This window comes from Wolbachia endosymbiont of Spodoptera picta (assembly GCF_018141665.1).
GTDB lineage: Bacteria > Pseudomonadota > Alphaproteobacteria > Rickettsiales > Anaplasmataceae > Wolbachia.
The window spans coordinates 305,840-320,617 of record NZ_CP067976.1; the positions used below are offsets into that span (position 1 = coordinate 305,840).

Consider the following 14,778-nt stretch of genomic DNA (forward strand, 5'->3'; position numbering starts at 1 on the left):
ATAGTTCATTTAGTGATAAAGGCTCTTACAGGTATAGTAGCGCTTCATAAGTAAGAATATTTTTACAAAGAATTTAATAATCACAATTTAGGCAATGATGAAAGTTCTTTAAGAAAAAAGTTTAATACTATCAAGAAAAGTTTGCATAGGCATAGCAATATAATACATAATAATTAAAATATCTAAAATTCTGTCAATTTATTTGCACAGTCAATCACTTGAGAATTCGGAAATTGATTTTTAAACCAAGTGTACTGGCGTTTTGCATAATGCCTTGTGTTTGTTTGAGCAATCTGTATTGCTTCGTCTAAAGTAATCTCCCCTTTTAAGTATCTTATAATTTCTGGTACTCCATGTGCTTTCATAGCTGGCAAATGTGGAGATGGGTTCATGCTAAGTAGGTTTTTTACTTCATCAGTTGCTCCATTTTCAACCATTTCAATAAAACGAGAATTTATTTTTCGGTATATATCCTCACGTTTAGGTAGAATTGTATATACCTTAAAATTATTGAACAAAAGAGGCTGTCTATTTTCTTGCCATACAAAGATTGTCTTGCCAGTTTCAGTGATAACTTCAAGTGCTCTTGAGAGGCGATGTGAGTCATTAATAAATATTTTACCTTGAATCCTTGGATCTTTGCTTAGCACTAATTTGTAGAATTCCTCTTTACTTAAATTTTTCCTAAGTTCATTTACGTTTTCTCTCACTTCCTGGCTTATTTGTGGAATCGATGATAATCCCTTGATTAAGCTGCTAATGTAAAGCCCACTTCCTCCAGTGATGATGGGTATTCGTGAATTTTTCAGCGCGTTGTTAACTTCCCTCTTTAAATCCTCTAGCCATAAACCTACGGAATAATTTTCTCTTGCTGAAACATAACCGTATAGCCTATAAAATTCTTTCTGCTTTGGTGGTTGAGCAGTAATTACGGGAATCTCTTTGTATACCTGCTTTGAGTCACAGTTTATTATGCTAATGTTTTTATACTTTTTTATCAAGTTATCGCATAATTCTGATTTACCTGAGGCTGTAATTCCTGTAATAATTACTATATTATCCTTCATTCATATTAATATAACTAACCTATGATAGGGTGTAGTAAAAATTTGGATTCTACAATCTAAAATTTGGAGACTTTTATGGCAGAAAATGATAACGATAACTCGTTTACTAAGCGTTTTACAAATAGGACCTCTAATGAGACAAGAGGAGGTTTTTCCAGTAAGTATTCATCTCAAAATACCAAAGAACATGCACTAGGAGCAAAAGGAAAAATTTCTGAATTGGCAAACAAAAAAGCTGAAGCCAAGGAAGCTTTTTCTGAAAGTGGCGGCATAAAGAGTAAAAGCAGAACTATCAACGAAAGATCCTTTGCTGATGCAACAAGAAGAAGTAGATCAGATCTCATATATCTAGTTCGTGGTAAAGATCGAGGAAGATCAGCTTGGCACTGTGTATTAATTGATAAAGATAAAAGAGAAATGTTTCTGGCAAAAAGTAGAACTGGCTCTATAGATGTTGCAGATTATGGAGAGATTTTATATTCAGGATGGGGAGATGATCCACCACAGACGATAGTCGATAAAATCAATGAGGAGTTCGGATTGTAGTAAATCTGTTGTAAAAACGAGCAGTTGCTAATAAAATTTACTGTAAGTATACAACAGATGCGTGCTAGCCATTTCGGTATCTTAATTGCTACCATATAGGGAGATAACGGTAAACCCAGAGCTATTGTAGACATAAGTTTTAGCTATATGGTATTTGAAGTAATAAATGCAATAAAAAATAATTTGTTAGCATGCTTTCCAACAGAGACAGTATATGCTCTTTCTTGTAATGCGCTAGGTAACGAATCTATAGAAAAAATATATCGAATAAAAAAGCGTTCTCAAAACAAGCCGCTCTCTGTATTTGTTAGTAATATTGATAGTTTGATAAATATAGCAAAGGTAAAGGAAGAGTATATCGATTTAATAAACTATTTTTCTCCTGGACCAATGACCTATATTTTACCACTTCAAGATAACAGTATATTACCAAATGAGTTCTTTAAAGATAGTATAGGCATAAGAATTCCTGATCATCCTATTGCGATTTCAATATTAAATGAACTGAAAACTCCAGTAGTTGCAACTAGTATTAACATTTCAGGAGAAAAAAGTATATGCAAAGCAAGAGATATACCTCAGTCTATTAAGCAACACTTATCTGCAGTAATTGAAGATGATGAATTAGTTTCTGGTATAGAATCTACTATTATTGACTTAACTGGAGACAAGATTAAGGTTTTAAGAAAAGGTAAAATTTCATTACAAACAATAAATAACGAATTTTCAAACTAAGATCTATAGGAGAAAGAATGAAAAAGGTGATAGGCCACAACCAAGCAAAAAAAAAGATAATGAACAACTTGTCTGTTCAATCTTGGCTGATCTGTGGTAAAAAAGGTATAGGAAAAGCAACATTCGCAAAATCCTTTTCTAATTGGTTTCTTATAAAAAATTACGATGAAGTAGCATTAGACTTACACATTGTTGAAGGTGATACAATAGGAGTGGAAAAGGTGAGAGAAATGAAAAACTTTTTGCACTTAAGCCCCATTCAATCAGAATATAAAATAGCTATAATAGATAGCTTAGAGTCAATGACTAATAATGCTAAAAATGCAATATTAAAAATATTAGAGGAGCCGCCACAAAATTCTAAAATATTTGTAATTAGCCATAAGCCATATGATGTACAAACCACCATCCGGTGTAGGTGTTTTCAGCTGAATTTACTTCCATTAACTTACGATGAAACAAAGCAGGTTGTTTCATCTCAGTGTAAATTCGACGATAAAATATTTAGTGAGATCATTACTTTGTTTCCTGGAACTCCGGGAGTAATAATAAATGCAATAAACAGTGGTGCTTATGAGTCACATAAGCATTTTTATACATTTTTCCGTAATCTAAATAATTCTGATATAGTTAATAAAATAATTAATAGTGAGATTGAGCTAGAACTAGCATCACATATAATTCAAACCTCCATTTTAGAAAGTATAAAGAAAGAAGTAAATAATGTTGAAATTCTACTAAGTCAATGGAAAGAAATAGATGAACTTTTCGTTGCTGCAAAGCAATTTCGCTTAGATAAAAAGCATGTTTTAGCTAATGTAGTTAACATCATGACACAAAAATGTAATACTTTTAACATAAATTTATGATAAAATTCTGCTAATTTAATACTGAAAGTATATAACTTGAATGATAATAAATTAACTGTATGGCAATCAATAGAAGTTTTAACAAACACTATACTGAACATGCAGAAAGAATTGAGTTTAATCAAGAATACATCTTTAGATCAAGACGTCACTTTAGAAAAAGGGAAGGAGCTATCAAGTGGCATCTATGAGGCAAATTTTAAGCTAAACAAGGCAATCAATATAGCTACTTTGCCAAGAATTGGCTATCATATGATTAATGATGAACTTGTTGTACGTAATCATATTACGAAAGAGGAAGTAAAGATCCCTAGAGATTTTCATTACTTTAAAGTTGTTAAATCCAATCACGATGATTGTAAATTAACGTTTTGTAATTTTTTAGGTAATGAGTTTTTTGAATATAAAAAGTATGATCCACAATATTCTGGTCTTTCAGATGAATATAAACTCATGGATTTTGGTAGTATAAAAAAGACTAATAATCTAAAACTTAAGGAGTATGTTGGTCATGCACCTAAATTTTTTGCTGTAGAAGGATCTATTGAGCCTGGATCTGAAAACCATGTAATTGATCTATTTGAGCTAGTCAGAGACGGTAAAGGCAAAAAAGTGGGAACTCTTGCTGATGAATTTGGTTATTTTGATGATCAAAATAAATTACACTACTATAATTATCACAAAAGTGCAGAAAGTAATACTTATGATCCTGAAAGCTTCAGTGTAAAAATGATAAATTTAGATGTGAGCAAAATTGATAAATTTCACCTTATTGCAGAACAAGGTGATATAATAATTCATCCTATTTTGGAAAATTTAGACATATTTTAAAGTTTTTTAGAGTATCCAGTATATTATATAATTGGGTTTGTATTATGGAAGATAAATTACTTGAATCAGTAAAAAACAAAAGTTACTTCAGGAAAGCAGTTGAATGGTATTGCCACAGATACCTGTTCTGCGTTGTAGAAAGATCTTGGATGGCGTTAATAGCGTTACTTCTCTTAGTATGTTTATTTTTATCACTACTAAACATATACCTATTACTTCCTGTTAAAAAAGATTTAAATTTTGTGAAGTATATGAACCACACAGAAGATGAGTTCTCTGCAATACATAAACTTAGTTTTAGTAAAAAAGAAGATGAGTACATTTCCATAGCAAGGTATTTAATAAGTAAATATATTGAAACATATGAGTCCTCTCGGACTGTTGAGCCAAAGTATCAAGAAAATTTTATAAAAAACAATTCTATATATAAAATCTATCAAGACTTTCAGGAAAAAGTAAACAATGAAGCTGTTTCATCCACAAGAAAAATTACCAACACAAACGTAACAACACTATCTATTGACCGATCGATCAAGGACTTAGTTACATTTGCTGGAAATGCCACTGTAGTTTTTGCAGCTGAGCAAAATAAGAAAATGAAAGACTATGCTGTGGAGGTTAGATTTACTTTATCAAACATGAAAGCAACTCTAACTGGTATAATACCATTTAAATTTATTGTTAACGGCTATAAATACAGGTGATTACATTTAAAAAATTACTTGGTAGCTAAAAAAATAACTAAAGTGCATACAGCAGTAACAACTGGAGGTAAAATTAGAAGCATTGGTGTCTTTTTAATAAAATAATTTCTAGAAGGTTTTAAGAAAAAGGCATTGTAAATTATCGGTAAGAAGTATAGAGCGTTGAGTATAGTACTGACAATTAACACCAGAGCTACAAATACAGAAAGTGTTACATTACTAGAGTTAAAAACAGCTTGAAAAATGAAAAATTTGCTCCAAAAAGTCGGAGCAGGTGGTACCCCTATCATGGACAATGCACCTATAGTAAATGCTATCATACTAATTGGCATACTACGTCCTATACCGTGAATTCTATCTATGTATTTCTCACCTGTTTTCGTTATTATTGCTCCAGCAGTGAAAAACAAAGTGATTTTTGCAAATGCGTGGCAAACTAATTGAAAAATTGCAACCCTCATGCTGAATTCACTAAAAATTGAAGCAAGCAATATAATATATGACAACTGAGAGATGGTAGAATAAGCAAGCAATTTCTTTAATTCCTTTTGCTTTAATGCAATTAACGATGCAGTAATAATAGTAAATCCAGCAGCGTACGGAAGCCATCCTCCAGCAAACCAACTTTGCTGTGCAAAACGTTGCATATTATCGATGCCAAAAGTGTATAATATAACTTTGATGATGATGAACACTCCTGATTTCACAACAGCAACAGCATGTAGTAGTGCGCTTACAGGAGTTGGTGCAACCATTGCTTTTGGCAACCAAAAATGCATTGGCATTAATGCAGCTTTTCCTATTCCATAAATCAGCATAGCAAAACACACTGCAATAAAAGTTATGAACGAAGTATCAAACTTGAATATTCCACCTCTTACAAAGTCTAAAGTATGGAATTCATTATATAAGAGGCCTATTGCAGGAAAAAGTAACACTAAAGAAGAGAAAAATAGTAAACCAAAGTAATAGCGTCCTGCAATTACTGATTCATTTGTTGAGTTGTAAGTAATCAGAGGGTATGTACTAATAGTTAGAAGCTCGTAAAAGACAAATGTAGTGAGCAAATCTCCAGAAAAAGCAATAAACATTGCACAGCTAATCGCTATTGAAAAAAAGCATAGAAAACTCGAGTAGTTACTATCAGCATAGTTATTTCGCATATAACATATTGCATACATACTGGTTAGTACCCACAAAAATGATATTAATAAACTGAATATTGCCCCACTAGACTCTAACTTTAAACTAATATGCAAATTATTACCAAAGTCCATGAGAATAAATTGAGAATGATCACCATACACCAAATATAAAGTGCATAGAGATGTATACGCAAATAGAAGCATAGAAGAAACAACAGTAATGCTATTGTTCAATCTGGGCCATTTACTAGTAAAAGAAATAGCTAATGCACTTAAAAGTGGAATCAACGCAGTAATTAACAAATAATTCTCAGTAATAAAAAGTGGCAAGGAAAGAGATATTAAAACAAAATCCATTAAGTAATTCATCTTTCTGTTTAGGTAAAGCTAAAATTATATTCAAGTTATAGAGAATTTGCTATTTTTTAGTTGTATATCGGAAGTGTTAAATAAACCATACGCATCAAGTTAAGAAAAAGTGGCGTAAGGAAGAAAGGAAATAGGAAAAAACTATTTTATATATTAAATAATAAAGTTAGTAATTTATAGATCTTTCTAAAAAATTATCTTATCCTAGATAAGAATTTCCTAAAAAAATAAATGTAACAAATAAAATGCTAATCTTAAATATTGCTATGTTTCACGATAGCTTCTTAATTTGGCACGTATGGTTTGTTAAACACTTCCAGAATTACTCAAAACCGCTACAGACTATATCTTTCTGTATAATCTTTAAATGCACCTCTATTGGAGTCAAAATGTAGCTTCACACTGCCAATAGGCCCGTTTCTTTGTTTTGCAATGATCAGCTCTGCAATATTTCTAATTTTCTCCATTTTCTCTTGCCACTCTCGATGTTTATTACTTCCTTCATTTGGTTGCTTTCTTAATTCATAATATTCTTCTCTATAGAGGAACATTACTATATCCGCATCCTGCTCTATGCTTCCTGAATCACGTAAATCAGAAAGTTGTGGTTTTTTATCATCCCTTTGCTCAACAGAACGAGAGAGCTGTGATAGTGCAACAATGGGAATATTTAGTTCCTTTGCAATTGCTTTTAAACCCTGCGTCACTTCTGAGATTTCTTGCACTCTATTTTCACTACTCCTTTTTGTTGTTCCTCGAATTAACTGCAGATAATCGATAAAGACCACCTCTACATTATATAGTTGATAGAGAAGACGTATTCTGGTACGAAGAGCACTAATTGATAATGCAGGAGTGTCATCTATGATGAAAGGTAATTCGGATAGATCTGTACTAGCATTAATGAATTCGTGTAATTCAAAATCACTAATTCTCCCAGTCAGTGCCTTATAATAACCAATGCCTGAATCTATAGTAATCAATCTTGCAGTCAATTGCTCTGCTGACATTTCAAGTGAGAAAAACGCTACGTAGTGTTGTTTATCTGTTCTTTTTTGCAAAATCTTACAAGCATTAAGTGCGATGTTCAGCGCCAATGCTGTCTTTCCCATTGAGGGCCTTGCAGCTATAATTAACAGATCAGATTTCTGCAAACCACCAAGGAGCTGGTTTAGGTCTTGAAGTCCGGTTGTAATACCTAGAGCCTCTGGGTTATTCTTCAGCTTGCTGATCTTCTCAACCACATCTTTAATTGAACTTGCAAGCTTTATATATGTCTTATCACCTTGCTTTTTTACTACTAAGTTGAACAACTTTGTCATTGCCTGCTCAATTTGTACCTGTGCAGGATTTTCAATGTTGTAGTTGTAACTATCGTCAACTATCTCCTGCCCGAGCTTGATTAAGCATCTCCTTAAATAAGTATCACGGATTATTCTGGTCAAGCTATAGATATCAAGCGCAATGCTTGCCTTTGCTGCAAGTTTTGCTAGGTACTCAACTCCACCACATTCGGCAAATGCTTTATCATTTTCAAAAAACATCTTAAGGCTTAGTTCATTGGCAACTATGCCGTGTTTTCTGGTTTTAGATATCTGGGTAAAAATGCTTTGATGTAGTGGATCATAGAAATTGTCTGCTGCAATTATATCTTCAACTGCATCACAAATTCTATTATCACGAATCATTGCACCAATGAGCATTTGCTCTGCTTCTAAATTGTGTGGCAATTTACATATTTCTTCTCTTGAATCAATAAGATTAGCTAATTCATTCATTTTAAGTTTTCAGAGTAATGATTGATTATTGTAGAATATTCAGTCCTTACTTAAAAGATAAAAAATTTGACTAATCTTGTGTTGCTTATAGCATTAAAGTAGGCCCCTGTGGTGGAATGGTAGACACGGCAGACTCAAAATCTGTTGCTTGCAAAAGCATGCTGGTTCAAGTCCGGCCAGGGGCACTCAAACATTGGAAAATGCATATATGTTACATAAAATTTTTAATCGTTTATTTTCCATTCTTTCTTCTATAAATGCTATTCAAAAAGTGAAAAAGGATGATAATGGAATATGCTATGTAACGGGACTTAGACGCTATTTGTCAGTGCTGCTTGATTTAATCATCATCGTTTTATTTTTACAGTTTTGCGGTCAGACCTTAAATCAACTCTTCATGAGCTCAGAGAGCAGTAAAATATTAGGCCAAATTGCTGCAAAATATCAAATGCAGGTACCACTATCTGCAGAGGAAACAGCAATGCAGAGTAAGCTAATCAAGTTACTAGTTCTAAATCAGATAGTTCAATTTATTATGCTTTTTAGTTATGTAGCATATATGTGGATAAGATTTGGTGCTACACCTGGAAAGTTATTACTTGGACTCAGAGTTGTAAATGCACAAACTTTTGAAAAATTGACTCTAAAACAAGCAATAAAGAGGTTTTTTTCCTTTATATTGTCAACTGCACCACTATTCTTAGGTTTCATATGGGCAAGCTTCGACAAACGTTGCCAAACTTGGCATGATAAGATTGCAAATACGGTGGTTGTCACAAATAAGAGTCTTAAGCCTGATAAAATGAAATAGTAGGTAAAAAATATGCCAAGTATTACTCATGGTCAAAGTATGGATTCTATTAGCGATAGTATTGTACATATTGGTGGTAATGAAATAAAAGAATGCGCAATTGAAGCGCTAGAACCATTTAAGAACGAATTAGAAGCTCAAAGTTTTGACCTTAATGGGCTAGGAACTTCTGACCTAATTAAAGCATGGAAGAAGATAGAAGATTTTAAAGGTGCTGGATTAAAGGATGCTTTTGACCTTGCTGATCTGATAAAAGGGCAAATTGCAGGATTTAATAAAGAAAAATTACAAGAAATGTGTACTTTTAGCAAGATTTCCTACGGTAATGTGGACAGAAAATTAAAGCAAGATGAGTACAAAACTAAAAGGCAATTTGAAGAAGAAGGTTATCAAATTATAAAATTTTACGACAATGAACTCATTGAAGACAAATATTGCTCGGATACTGACTATAAATTAGAGCAACAAGATGTCGGTTATGCTTTAATGAGTAGCAATTCATATAATCGAGATGCTGGTTATGTTTTTATTAAAGGTCAGGAAGTAACTATAGCTTACCATGGTACTCGTGATTTAAATGATGTAAAGGAAGATCTTCGTGCATCTTTAGCTAAATTGTCATTTTTACCTGAAGATCATCGTGTACACTCTGGTTTTTACTCTTTATTCAAACGCTCTTGGCCCAGTGTGCATAAGATATTAAAAGGGCATGCTAATGATAAAGGATTAGCAATCAAAGATTTGAAAATTAATGTTACAGGTCATAGCATGGGAGGTGCTCTTGCTAATATCGCTGCTTTATGTCTTAATAAAACAGAAGATGCCGAAGATGTTCATGTTGCAACTTTTGGCTCTCCAAGAGTTTTCTACAATGGTGCCGCTGAAGTTTACAATCAGTGTCTTGGAAATAAGACTATTAGAGTAGCTTGTCAATCAGATCCGGTACCATGTTTGCCACATGGTAATGCTGGTATGCACTATAAACATGTAGGTAAATCATTAAAATTAGAAACAGGTAAAACTCTGGAGTACTTAGAACTGCACTATCATAGAATTAATATCTATTATAACCTTGTTCGGGAAGTAGAGCAGGAAAATTTTAAATCAGATAACAATCCATCTAAGTATCGTCATATTGCTTATATTTTTGGCCTATTTTACCATGCAGTTTTGTCATATGTCGATGTGAATGATAAGGAGTTCTTTAAAAAAGTTGAGGAAGAAAATAAAGACATTAAGCTTTCTGAGATACCAATTCAATATGCTCCAAAATTAGAAGAGAAAATTAAACTACTAGAACAAGAAGTAGCTAAGCCTACTAATGACAAAACTCAATTAGAGGGAAGGTTAAAGAGTATACAACAAAGTTTGGTTGGAAAAACTAAAGAGCTAGATGATGAAAAAGGAAAATTAACACAAGAACAACAGAAGACTAATCAACTCAATGATCAAATAGATAAACTTACTGCAGAATTTAAAGGGACAAAAGATCAGCTTGCAGAAAAGAAAGCAGAGCTGGATGAACAAACTAGAACAGTAACCAAGCTTAATGATACTATAAAGGAACTTAAGGAAACAAATGCTGAATTAGAAAGAAAGAATAGTAATCTGGCTAATCGACTGGAGAAACTTGAGGAAGCAAAAACTAAGCTAGAAGAAAAGGTAGAATTTGCAGAAAAAGAGCTGAGGGATGCTAAAGCTCAATTCAGAGAGAGTGAGAGAGGGCTAAGGGAAGTAAAAGCTCAACTTGAACAGGAAAATAGTAATTTGTCTAGTCAAGCAAGGGAGCTTGAAGGGAAATGTGGGCAAACAGAAGTTCAACTTGTAGAATCAGAGCAAAAACTAGCTGAAGAAACTAGTAAAGTCATGCAACTTAGCAAAGAATCTAATGAAGCAAGAGCTCAGCTTGAAAAGAAGAAAAAAGAGATTGGAAAGCTAAAAGATCAAGTAGATCAAATGACTATACAAAACAATCAATTGGAAGGGCAGCTGGATGATGCAAAGCAAGGTCTAACTGATAAAACTGATGAAGTAACCCGATTAACACAGGTTGCTGATACGCTAAATGGTCGGGTAGCTCAATTGACTACACAAAATGATCAGTTGGAAGGGCAGCTGGATGATGCAAGACAATCGTTCGCTGATCAAATAATGCAACGCGAAAATGAAAATAACGACTTAAAGACAAAGCTGCAAGAAATTGAAAACAAAAGTGAAGTACTAGAGAAGAGTCTACAGAAGCAATTTGAAAGCAAGAATGAAGAGCTAAGTGAAAAATTCTTGAAAGCAAGAACTTACAGTAAAAGGCAAGGTAATTATGCTTCTGTTTCTTTTGTATTATCTGGAGCATTTGCTGTTGGTACAAGTTTAACAATGGTTCATTTAGCAATGTGTGTTTCGCTTGCTGTAGCTGCATTAACTTTTCTTGCAGTAGGATGTTACTGTTCTTATAACGCAAATACCGCACTTAATAATGTTGAAGTTAGTCAAATCGGGAATGATCTTAGTCATTCTTTAGTTTAGTTGTAGAGTAGCTGCTTGAGTATTAATTTAAATATTCTTTATTGCTAGTTATTGTAACATCACTTTAATTTGGTTGTGTTTTACTAAAAAAACTTTAGATTTATTTTGTAATTGATACTTAAATATAATGACACAATCTTGGAATTTATTGCAGAAAGGCCAAAAGGAAGGCTATAAAATTGCGTATATCAATGCTCGTATTATTGACCCGGAAACTAAATTTGATATAAAAGGTTCATTGTTAACTGAAGGGGATAAAATTGTTGATTTTAGCGAATCATTACTTTCAACAAGTGGAGTTGATGAAACAATAGACTGTAAAGGGCTTGTTCTAATGCCAGGACTTATTGATATTCACGTGCATTTTCGTGAACCAGGTCAAGAGCATAAAGAAACTATACATACGGGTAGCAAATCTGCAGCTGTAGGAGGCGTTACAACTGTAGTTTGCCAGCCAAACACTGTTCCAGCGATTGATAGTGTTGTCTTGGCTAAATATTTGAAATATAGAGCACTTGAAACTTCACATGTGAATGTTGAATTTTACGCCAAAATTACCACTTCGAAAGAAAAATTAACTGAAATGGCGCTTTTAAAGGAAGCAGGTGCGGTTGGGTTCACCGATGATGGTATGCCAGTTATGAATCCAATGATTATGAGACAGGCACTGCTTTATTCAAGTATGCTTGATGTTCCTATTGCTCAACATGCAGAAGATTTAAATCTATCTGCTGGTGGCGCAATTAATGAGGGTAAGATTTCTGAAGAATTGGGAGTAAAAGGAATCTTGAGTGCATCAGAATCGGTTATGGTAACTCGTGATATACTACTAATGAAGGACATAGAAAATGTACACTACCATATTTTGCATGTCTCTTCAAAAGATTCACTTGATGCTATTAAACGAGCAAAAGATTTGGGGTTAAATGTTACATGTGAAGTAACTCCTCATCACTTTACTTTAACTGAAGATATAGTAAAGCAACATGGAGCAATCGCAAAAATGAATCCGCCACTTCGTACAGAGGAAGATCGTTTAGCTATGATTGAAGGTTTAAAGACAGGTGTGATTGATTGTATTGCAACCGATCATGCTCCGCATGATCTTAGTTCTAAAGATTTGCCACTTGAAAATGCTGCATTTGGTATTGTTGGCCTTGAAACAATGCTGCCCATTTCACTTGAACTATATCACAGTGGACAAATGGTTCTACTTGATGTGCTTGCAAAATTGACATATAAGCCTGCAGATATCATACATGTGCCACGTGGCCGCATACAGAAAAACCTTGCAGCGGACTTAATTTTAGTTGATTTGGATCATGAATGGAAAATTAAAGTTGACAACTTTGCTAGTAAATCAAAAAATTCCCCTTTCGATGGACGCAAAGTGAAAGGGCGCGTAATACGTACCGTTGTGTCTGGCAAAACTGTATATTTACAGAAGGATTAGTTATCATACAGTTGCGTTCTCAATTTCAATCAATTGTAAATATTCAATATAAGTGGTAAAATATAGCCACTGAATGAAAAATATATGCTAATTAGTACGACATCGGAGCTGGAGAATGCATGTGAAGAATTGATGGCAAAAGATCCAAAATTTATAGCAGTGGACACAGAGTTCATTAGAAACAATTTAACCTACTATCCTAGATTATCACTAATTCAAATTTCTTACGGAGAGAAGAGTTTTATTGTAGATGTGTTAGTACCGGGAATTGACTTATCGCTTATTAAGAAAATAATGCTGAATCGAGAAATAACCAAAGTTTTTCATAGTTGTCGGCAAGACATAGAATCCTTACTCACCGTGCTTAAATGTGTTCCTACTCCCATTTTTGATACCCAAGTTGCTGCTATGTTTTGTCATTATTATCACGACTTTATTGGTTATTCAAAAGTAGTAGAGCAATATCAGGGGGTAGCGCTGGATAAAATTAAAGCTAAAAATTCAGATTGGTTAAAACGGCCATTATCTGAGGATCAATTAGATTATGCAGTAAATGACGTGATACACCTATATGACCTACACCAAATATTGTGCAATAAACTTGAAGAAAATAATAGGATAGGCTGGTTTCAAGAAGAGATGGAATCAATAGTTGATGTTAATAAGTATTTGCATAATCCAAAAGATGCATGGAAGAGGATTAAATTTAATTATGAAGCAAATCCAAAGTTGATGTTAACTGTTAAAGCAGTTAGTGAGTGGCAAGAGATCTTAGCACAGCGTTACAATATAAATCGTAATAAGGTAGTCAATAATGCCGTAATAACTGGTTTAATTGAAAAAAACGTGGAACATATTGATGACATTTTAGATGACCTTAAGAGAAACACAAAAAATATAAAAGAGGAAGATTTATTAGAATTTATAGATATTTTCAATGAGAATGAGAAGGAATTTGTGCAGCAAAATTATACTCTGTCAGATAATTATGATAAATCTGTATTTGATATACTCTCGATTATTTTGGAGAGCAAATGTAAGGAAAATAACATATCAAGAAAGTTAATTTCATCAAAAGATGAGTTAGCTGGCTCAATATCTGGGCAGATAGATAAACTATTCAAGGGATGGAGATATGATTTTTTCGGCAGATCAGTAGAATCGTTTTTGAATGCAGGCTCAAGGTTTGAAATTTTAATGGTAAAATCTGCTGATAGTATAGCTAAAATTCGGAGTAATCTTGTGGAGAATAACCGTATCACGTGTTGAGGTCTAACGAGTTTATTATATCTTTCACTTGAGAAAGAACATTTGCACTGGTATCGATGATAAAGTCGCTCATTTGCTTTTTTTCTTCAATAGGTAGCTGAATACTAGACATTAGATCCAGCTTTTTTTTATCCATATTACGCTCACTGATCCTTTGAGCTTGTACAGCGCTATCTGCATGGATAAAGACAATAAAATCGCAATATAAACGGAATCTAGTTTCCAGCAGGAGTGGAATGTCTAGAACTAGAAACTTTCCGTCATTTTCTTTCTCCTGAGCAATAAAAATTTCTAATTCATTTCGCACAGCGGAATGCACTAAAGACTGAAATTGCTTCCAATTTTCATCATAAGCTAAAAAATATTTAGATAATACTGTTCTATCTATTTTTCCATTTACTATCACTCCAGGAAATTTTTCTTCTGCGTAACTTATTATGTTTTTGTTTACTTTATAAAGCTGGTGCACGACAGAGTCGGCATCAAACAAAGCGGCACCAAATTCTTTAAAGCAATTGGCTACAAAGCTCTTTCCAACTGCAATCCCACCTGTTAAACCTATGATCATATAGCAAATTTCTTATAAAACTATATTTATAGCATCTCCTATGCCTATTTAAAACTGAATGCATAGGTATAAAAAAGAAAAGCTATTATTTTTTTAGTAATTAAGTAAAA

General features: G+C 33.3%; 13 protein-coding genes and 1 tRNA gene. 10 read left to right on the forward strand and 4 right to left on the reverse strand.

The genetic code is table 11. From position 1 onward, the window contains the following. Window positions 1-182: 182 nt before the first annotated feature. Window positions 183-1,067, reverse strand: coding sequence for a tRNA (adenosine(37)-N6)-dimethylallyltransferase MiaA (gene miaA / locus JKF54_RS01275; protein ID WP_211908308.1), 885 nt, complete (start codon window positions 1,065-1,067; stop codon window positions 183-185). Window positions 1,068-1,142: 75 nt separating this feature from the next. Between miaA and JKF54_RS01280 the strand changes: the two genes are divergently transcribed. The 5 genes from JKF54_RS01280 to JKF54_RS01300 all read left to right on the forward strand — a co-directional run bounded on the left by JKF54_RS01280 (window position 1,143) and on the right by JKF54_RS01300 (window position 4,752). After that, window positions 1,143-1,613, forward strand: coding sequence for a hypothetical protein (locus tag JKF54_RS01280; protein WP_211908310.1), 471 nt, complete (start codon window positions 1,143-1,145; stop codon window positions 1,611-1,613). 147 nt (window positions 1,614-1,760) lie between these two features. Then, a complete protein-coding gene (locus JKF54_RS01285; protein WP_006013379.1) occupies window positions 1,761-2,348 on the forward strand; it encodes an L-threonylcarbamoyladenylate synthase in 588 nt (195 codons plus the stop codon). A 17-nt stretch (window positions 2,349-2,365) separates the two neighbouring features. Continuing rightward, window positions 2,366-3,217 (forward strand): DNA polymerase III subunit delta', encoded by an 852-nt coding sequence (locus tag JKF54_RS01290; RefSeq protein ID WP_211908312.1) that lies wholly within the window; start codon window positions 2,366-2,368, stop codon window positions 3,215-3,217. Window positions 3,218-3,253: 36 nt separating this feature from the next. Further along, on the forward strand, window positions 3,254-4,048 hold the full coding sequence (locus JKF54_RS01295; RefSeq protein WP_010407430.1) for a hypothetical protein: 795 nt from the start codon (window positions 3,254-3,256) through the stop codon (window positions 4,046-4,048). Between the two features lie 44 nt (window positions 4,049-4,092). Further along, window positions 4,093-4,752, forward strand: coding sequence for a VirB8/TrbF family protein (locus JKF54_RS01300; RefSeq protein WP_211908314.1), 660 nt, complete (start codon window positions 4,093-4,095; stop codon window positions 4,750-4,752). Between the two features lie 14 nt (window positions 4,753-4,766). Here the strand turns inward: JKF54_RS01300 and JKF54_RS01305 are convergent, their stop codons facing one another. Next, on the reverse strand, window positions 4,767-6,254 hold the full coding sequence (locus JKF54_RS01305) for a proton-conducting transporter transmembrane domain-containing protein (protein ID WP_211908316.1): 1,488 nt from the start codon (window positions 6,252-6,254) through the stop codon (window positions 4,767-4,769). Between the two features lie 347 nt (window positions 6,255-6,601). After that, complete coding sequence (locus JKF54_RS01310) at window positions 6,602-8,044, reverse strand: replicative DNA helicase (RefSeq protein ID WP_211908318.1); 1,443 nt, start codon at window positions 8,042-8,044, stop codon at window positions 6,602-6,604. A 102-nt stretch (window positions 8,045-8,146) separates the two neighbouring features. Between JKF54_RS01310 and JKF54_RS01315 the strand changes: the two genes are divergently transcribed. The 5 genes from JKF54_RS01315 to JKF54_RS01335 all read left to right on the forward strand — a co-directional run bounded on the left by JKF54_RS01315 (window position 8,147) and on the right by JKF54_RS01335 (window position 14,100). After that, a tRNA-Leu gene (locus JKF54_RS01315) sits at window positions 8,147-8,229 on the forward strand. A gap of 23 nt (window positions 8,230-8,252) precedes the next feature. Further along, the gene (locus tag JKF54_RS01320; RefSeq protein ID WP_211908320.1) at window positions 8,253-8,855 is read left to right on the forward strand and encodes an RDD family protein; all 603 of its coding nucleotides are present in this window, start codon (window positions 8,253-8,255) and stop codon (window positions 8,853-8,855) included. 12 nt (window positions 8,856-8,867) lie between these two features. Continuing rightward, on the forward strand, window positions 8,868-11,378 hold the full coding sequence (locus JKF54_RS01325) for a lipase family protein (RefSeq protein WP_211908321.1): 2,511 nt from the start codon (window positions 8,868-8,870) through the stop codon (window positions 11,376-11,378). A 127-nt stretch (window positions 11,379-11,505) separates the two neighbouring features. Next, window positions 11,506-12,831: a dihydroorotase gene (locus JKF54_RS01330; RefSeq protein WP_211908323.1), complete on the forward strand. Its 1,326-nt coding sequence runs from the start codon at window positions 11,506-11,508 to the stop codon at window positions 12,829-12,831. An 84-nt stretch (window positions 12,832-12,915) separates the two neighbouring features. Beyond that, a complete protein-coding gene (locus JKF54_RS01335) occupies window positions 12,916-14,100 on the forward strand; it encodes a ribonuclease D (RefSeq protein ID WP_211908325.1) in 1,185 nt (394 codons plus the stop codon). Here the strand turns inward: JKF54_RS01335 and coaE are convergent. Further along, window positions 14,090-14,668: a dephospho-CoA kinase gene (coaE, locus tag JKF54_RS01340; protein WP_211908327.1), complete on the reverse strand. Its 579-nt coding sequence runs from the start codon at window positions 14,666-14,668 to the stop codon at window positions 14,090-14,092. The genes JKF54_RS01335 and coaE overlap by 11 nt on opposite strands. Between the last annotated feature and the right edge of the window lie 110 nt (window positions 14,669-14,778).

What these genes read in the sequence shown, in the direction of transcription:
- JKF54_RS01290 (WP_211908312.1), top strand. Translation starts at nt 2,366, where the DNA reads ATGAAAAAGGTGATAGGCCACAACCAAGCAAAAAAAAAGATAATGAAC.
- JKF54_RS01310 (WP_211908318.1), bottom strand. Translation starts at nt 8,044, where the DNA reads ATGAATGAATTAGCTAATCTTATTGATTCAAGAGAAGAAATATGTAAA.
- JKF54_RS01325 (WP_211908321.1), top strand. Translation starts at nt 8,868, where the DNA reads ATGCCAAGTATTACTCATGGTCAAAGTATGGATTCTATTAGCGATAGT.
- JKF54_RS01320 (WP_211908320.1), top strand. Translation starts at nt 8,253, where the DNA reads ATGTTACATAAAATTTTTAATCGTTTATTTTCCATTCTTTCTTCTATA.
- JKF54_RS01280 (WP_211908310.1), top strand. Translation starts at nt 1,143, where the DNA reads ATGGCAGAAAATGATAACGATAACTCGTTTACTAAGCGTTTTACAAAT.
- JKF54_RS01285 (WP_006013379.1), top strand. Translation starts at nt 1,761, where the DNA reads ATGGTATTTGAAGTAATAAATGCAATAAAAAATAATTTGTTAGCATGC.
- JKF54_RS01305 (WP_211908316.1), bottom strand. Translation starts at nt 6,254, where the DNA reads ATGGATTTTGTTTTAATATCTCTTTCCTTGCCACTTTTTATTACTGAG.
- JKF54_RS01300 (WP_211908314.1), top strand. Translation starts at nt 4,093, where the DNA reads ATGGAAGATAAATTACTTGAATCAGTAAAAAACAAAAGTTACTTCAGG.
- JKF54_RS01335 (WP_211908325.1), top strand. Translation starts at nt 12,916, where the DNA reads ATGCTAATTAGTACGACATCGGAGCTGGAGAATGCATGTGAAGAATTG.
- JKF54_RS01330 (WP_211908323.1), top strand. Translation starts at nt 11,506, where the DNA reads ATGACACAATCTTGGAATTTATTGCAGAAAGGCCAAAAGGAAGGCTAT.
- miaA (WP_211908308.1), bottom strand. Translation starts at nt 1,067, where the DNA reads ATGAAGGATAATATAGTAATTATTACAGGAATTACAGCCTCAGGTAAA.
- coaE (WP_211908327.1), bottom strand. Translation starts at nt 14,668, where the DNA reads ATGATCATAGGTTTAACAGGTGGGATTGCAGTTGGAAAGAGCTTTGTA.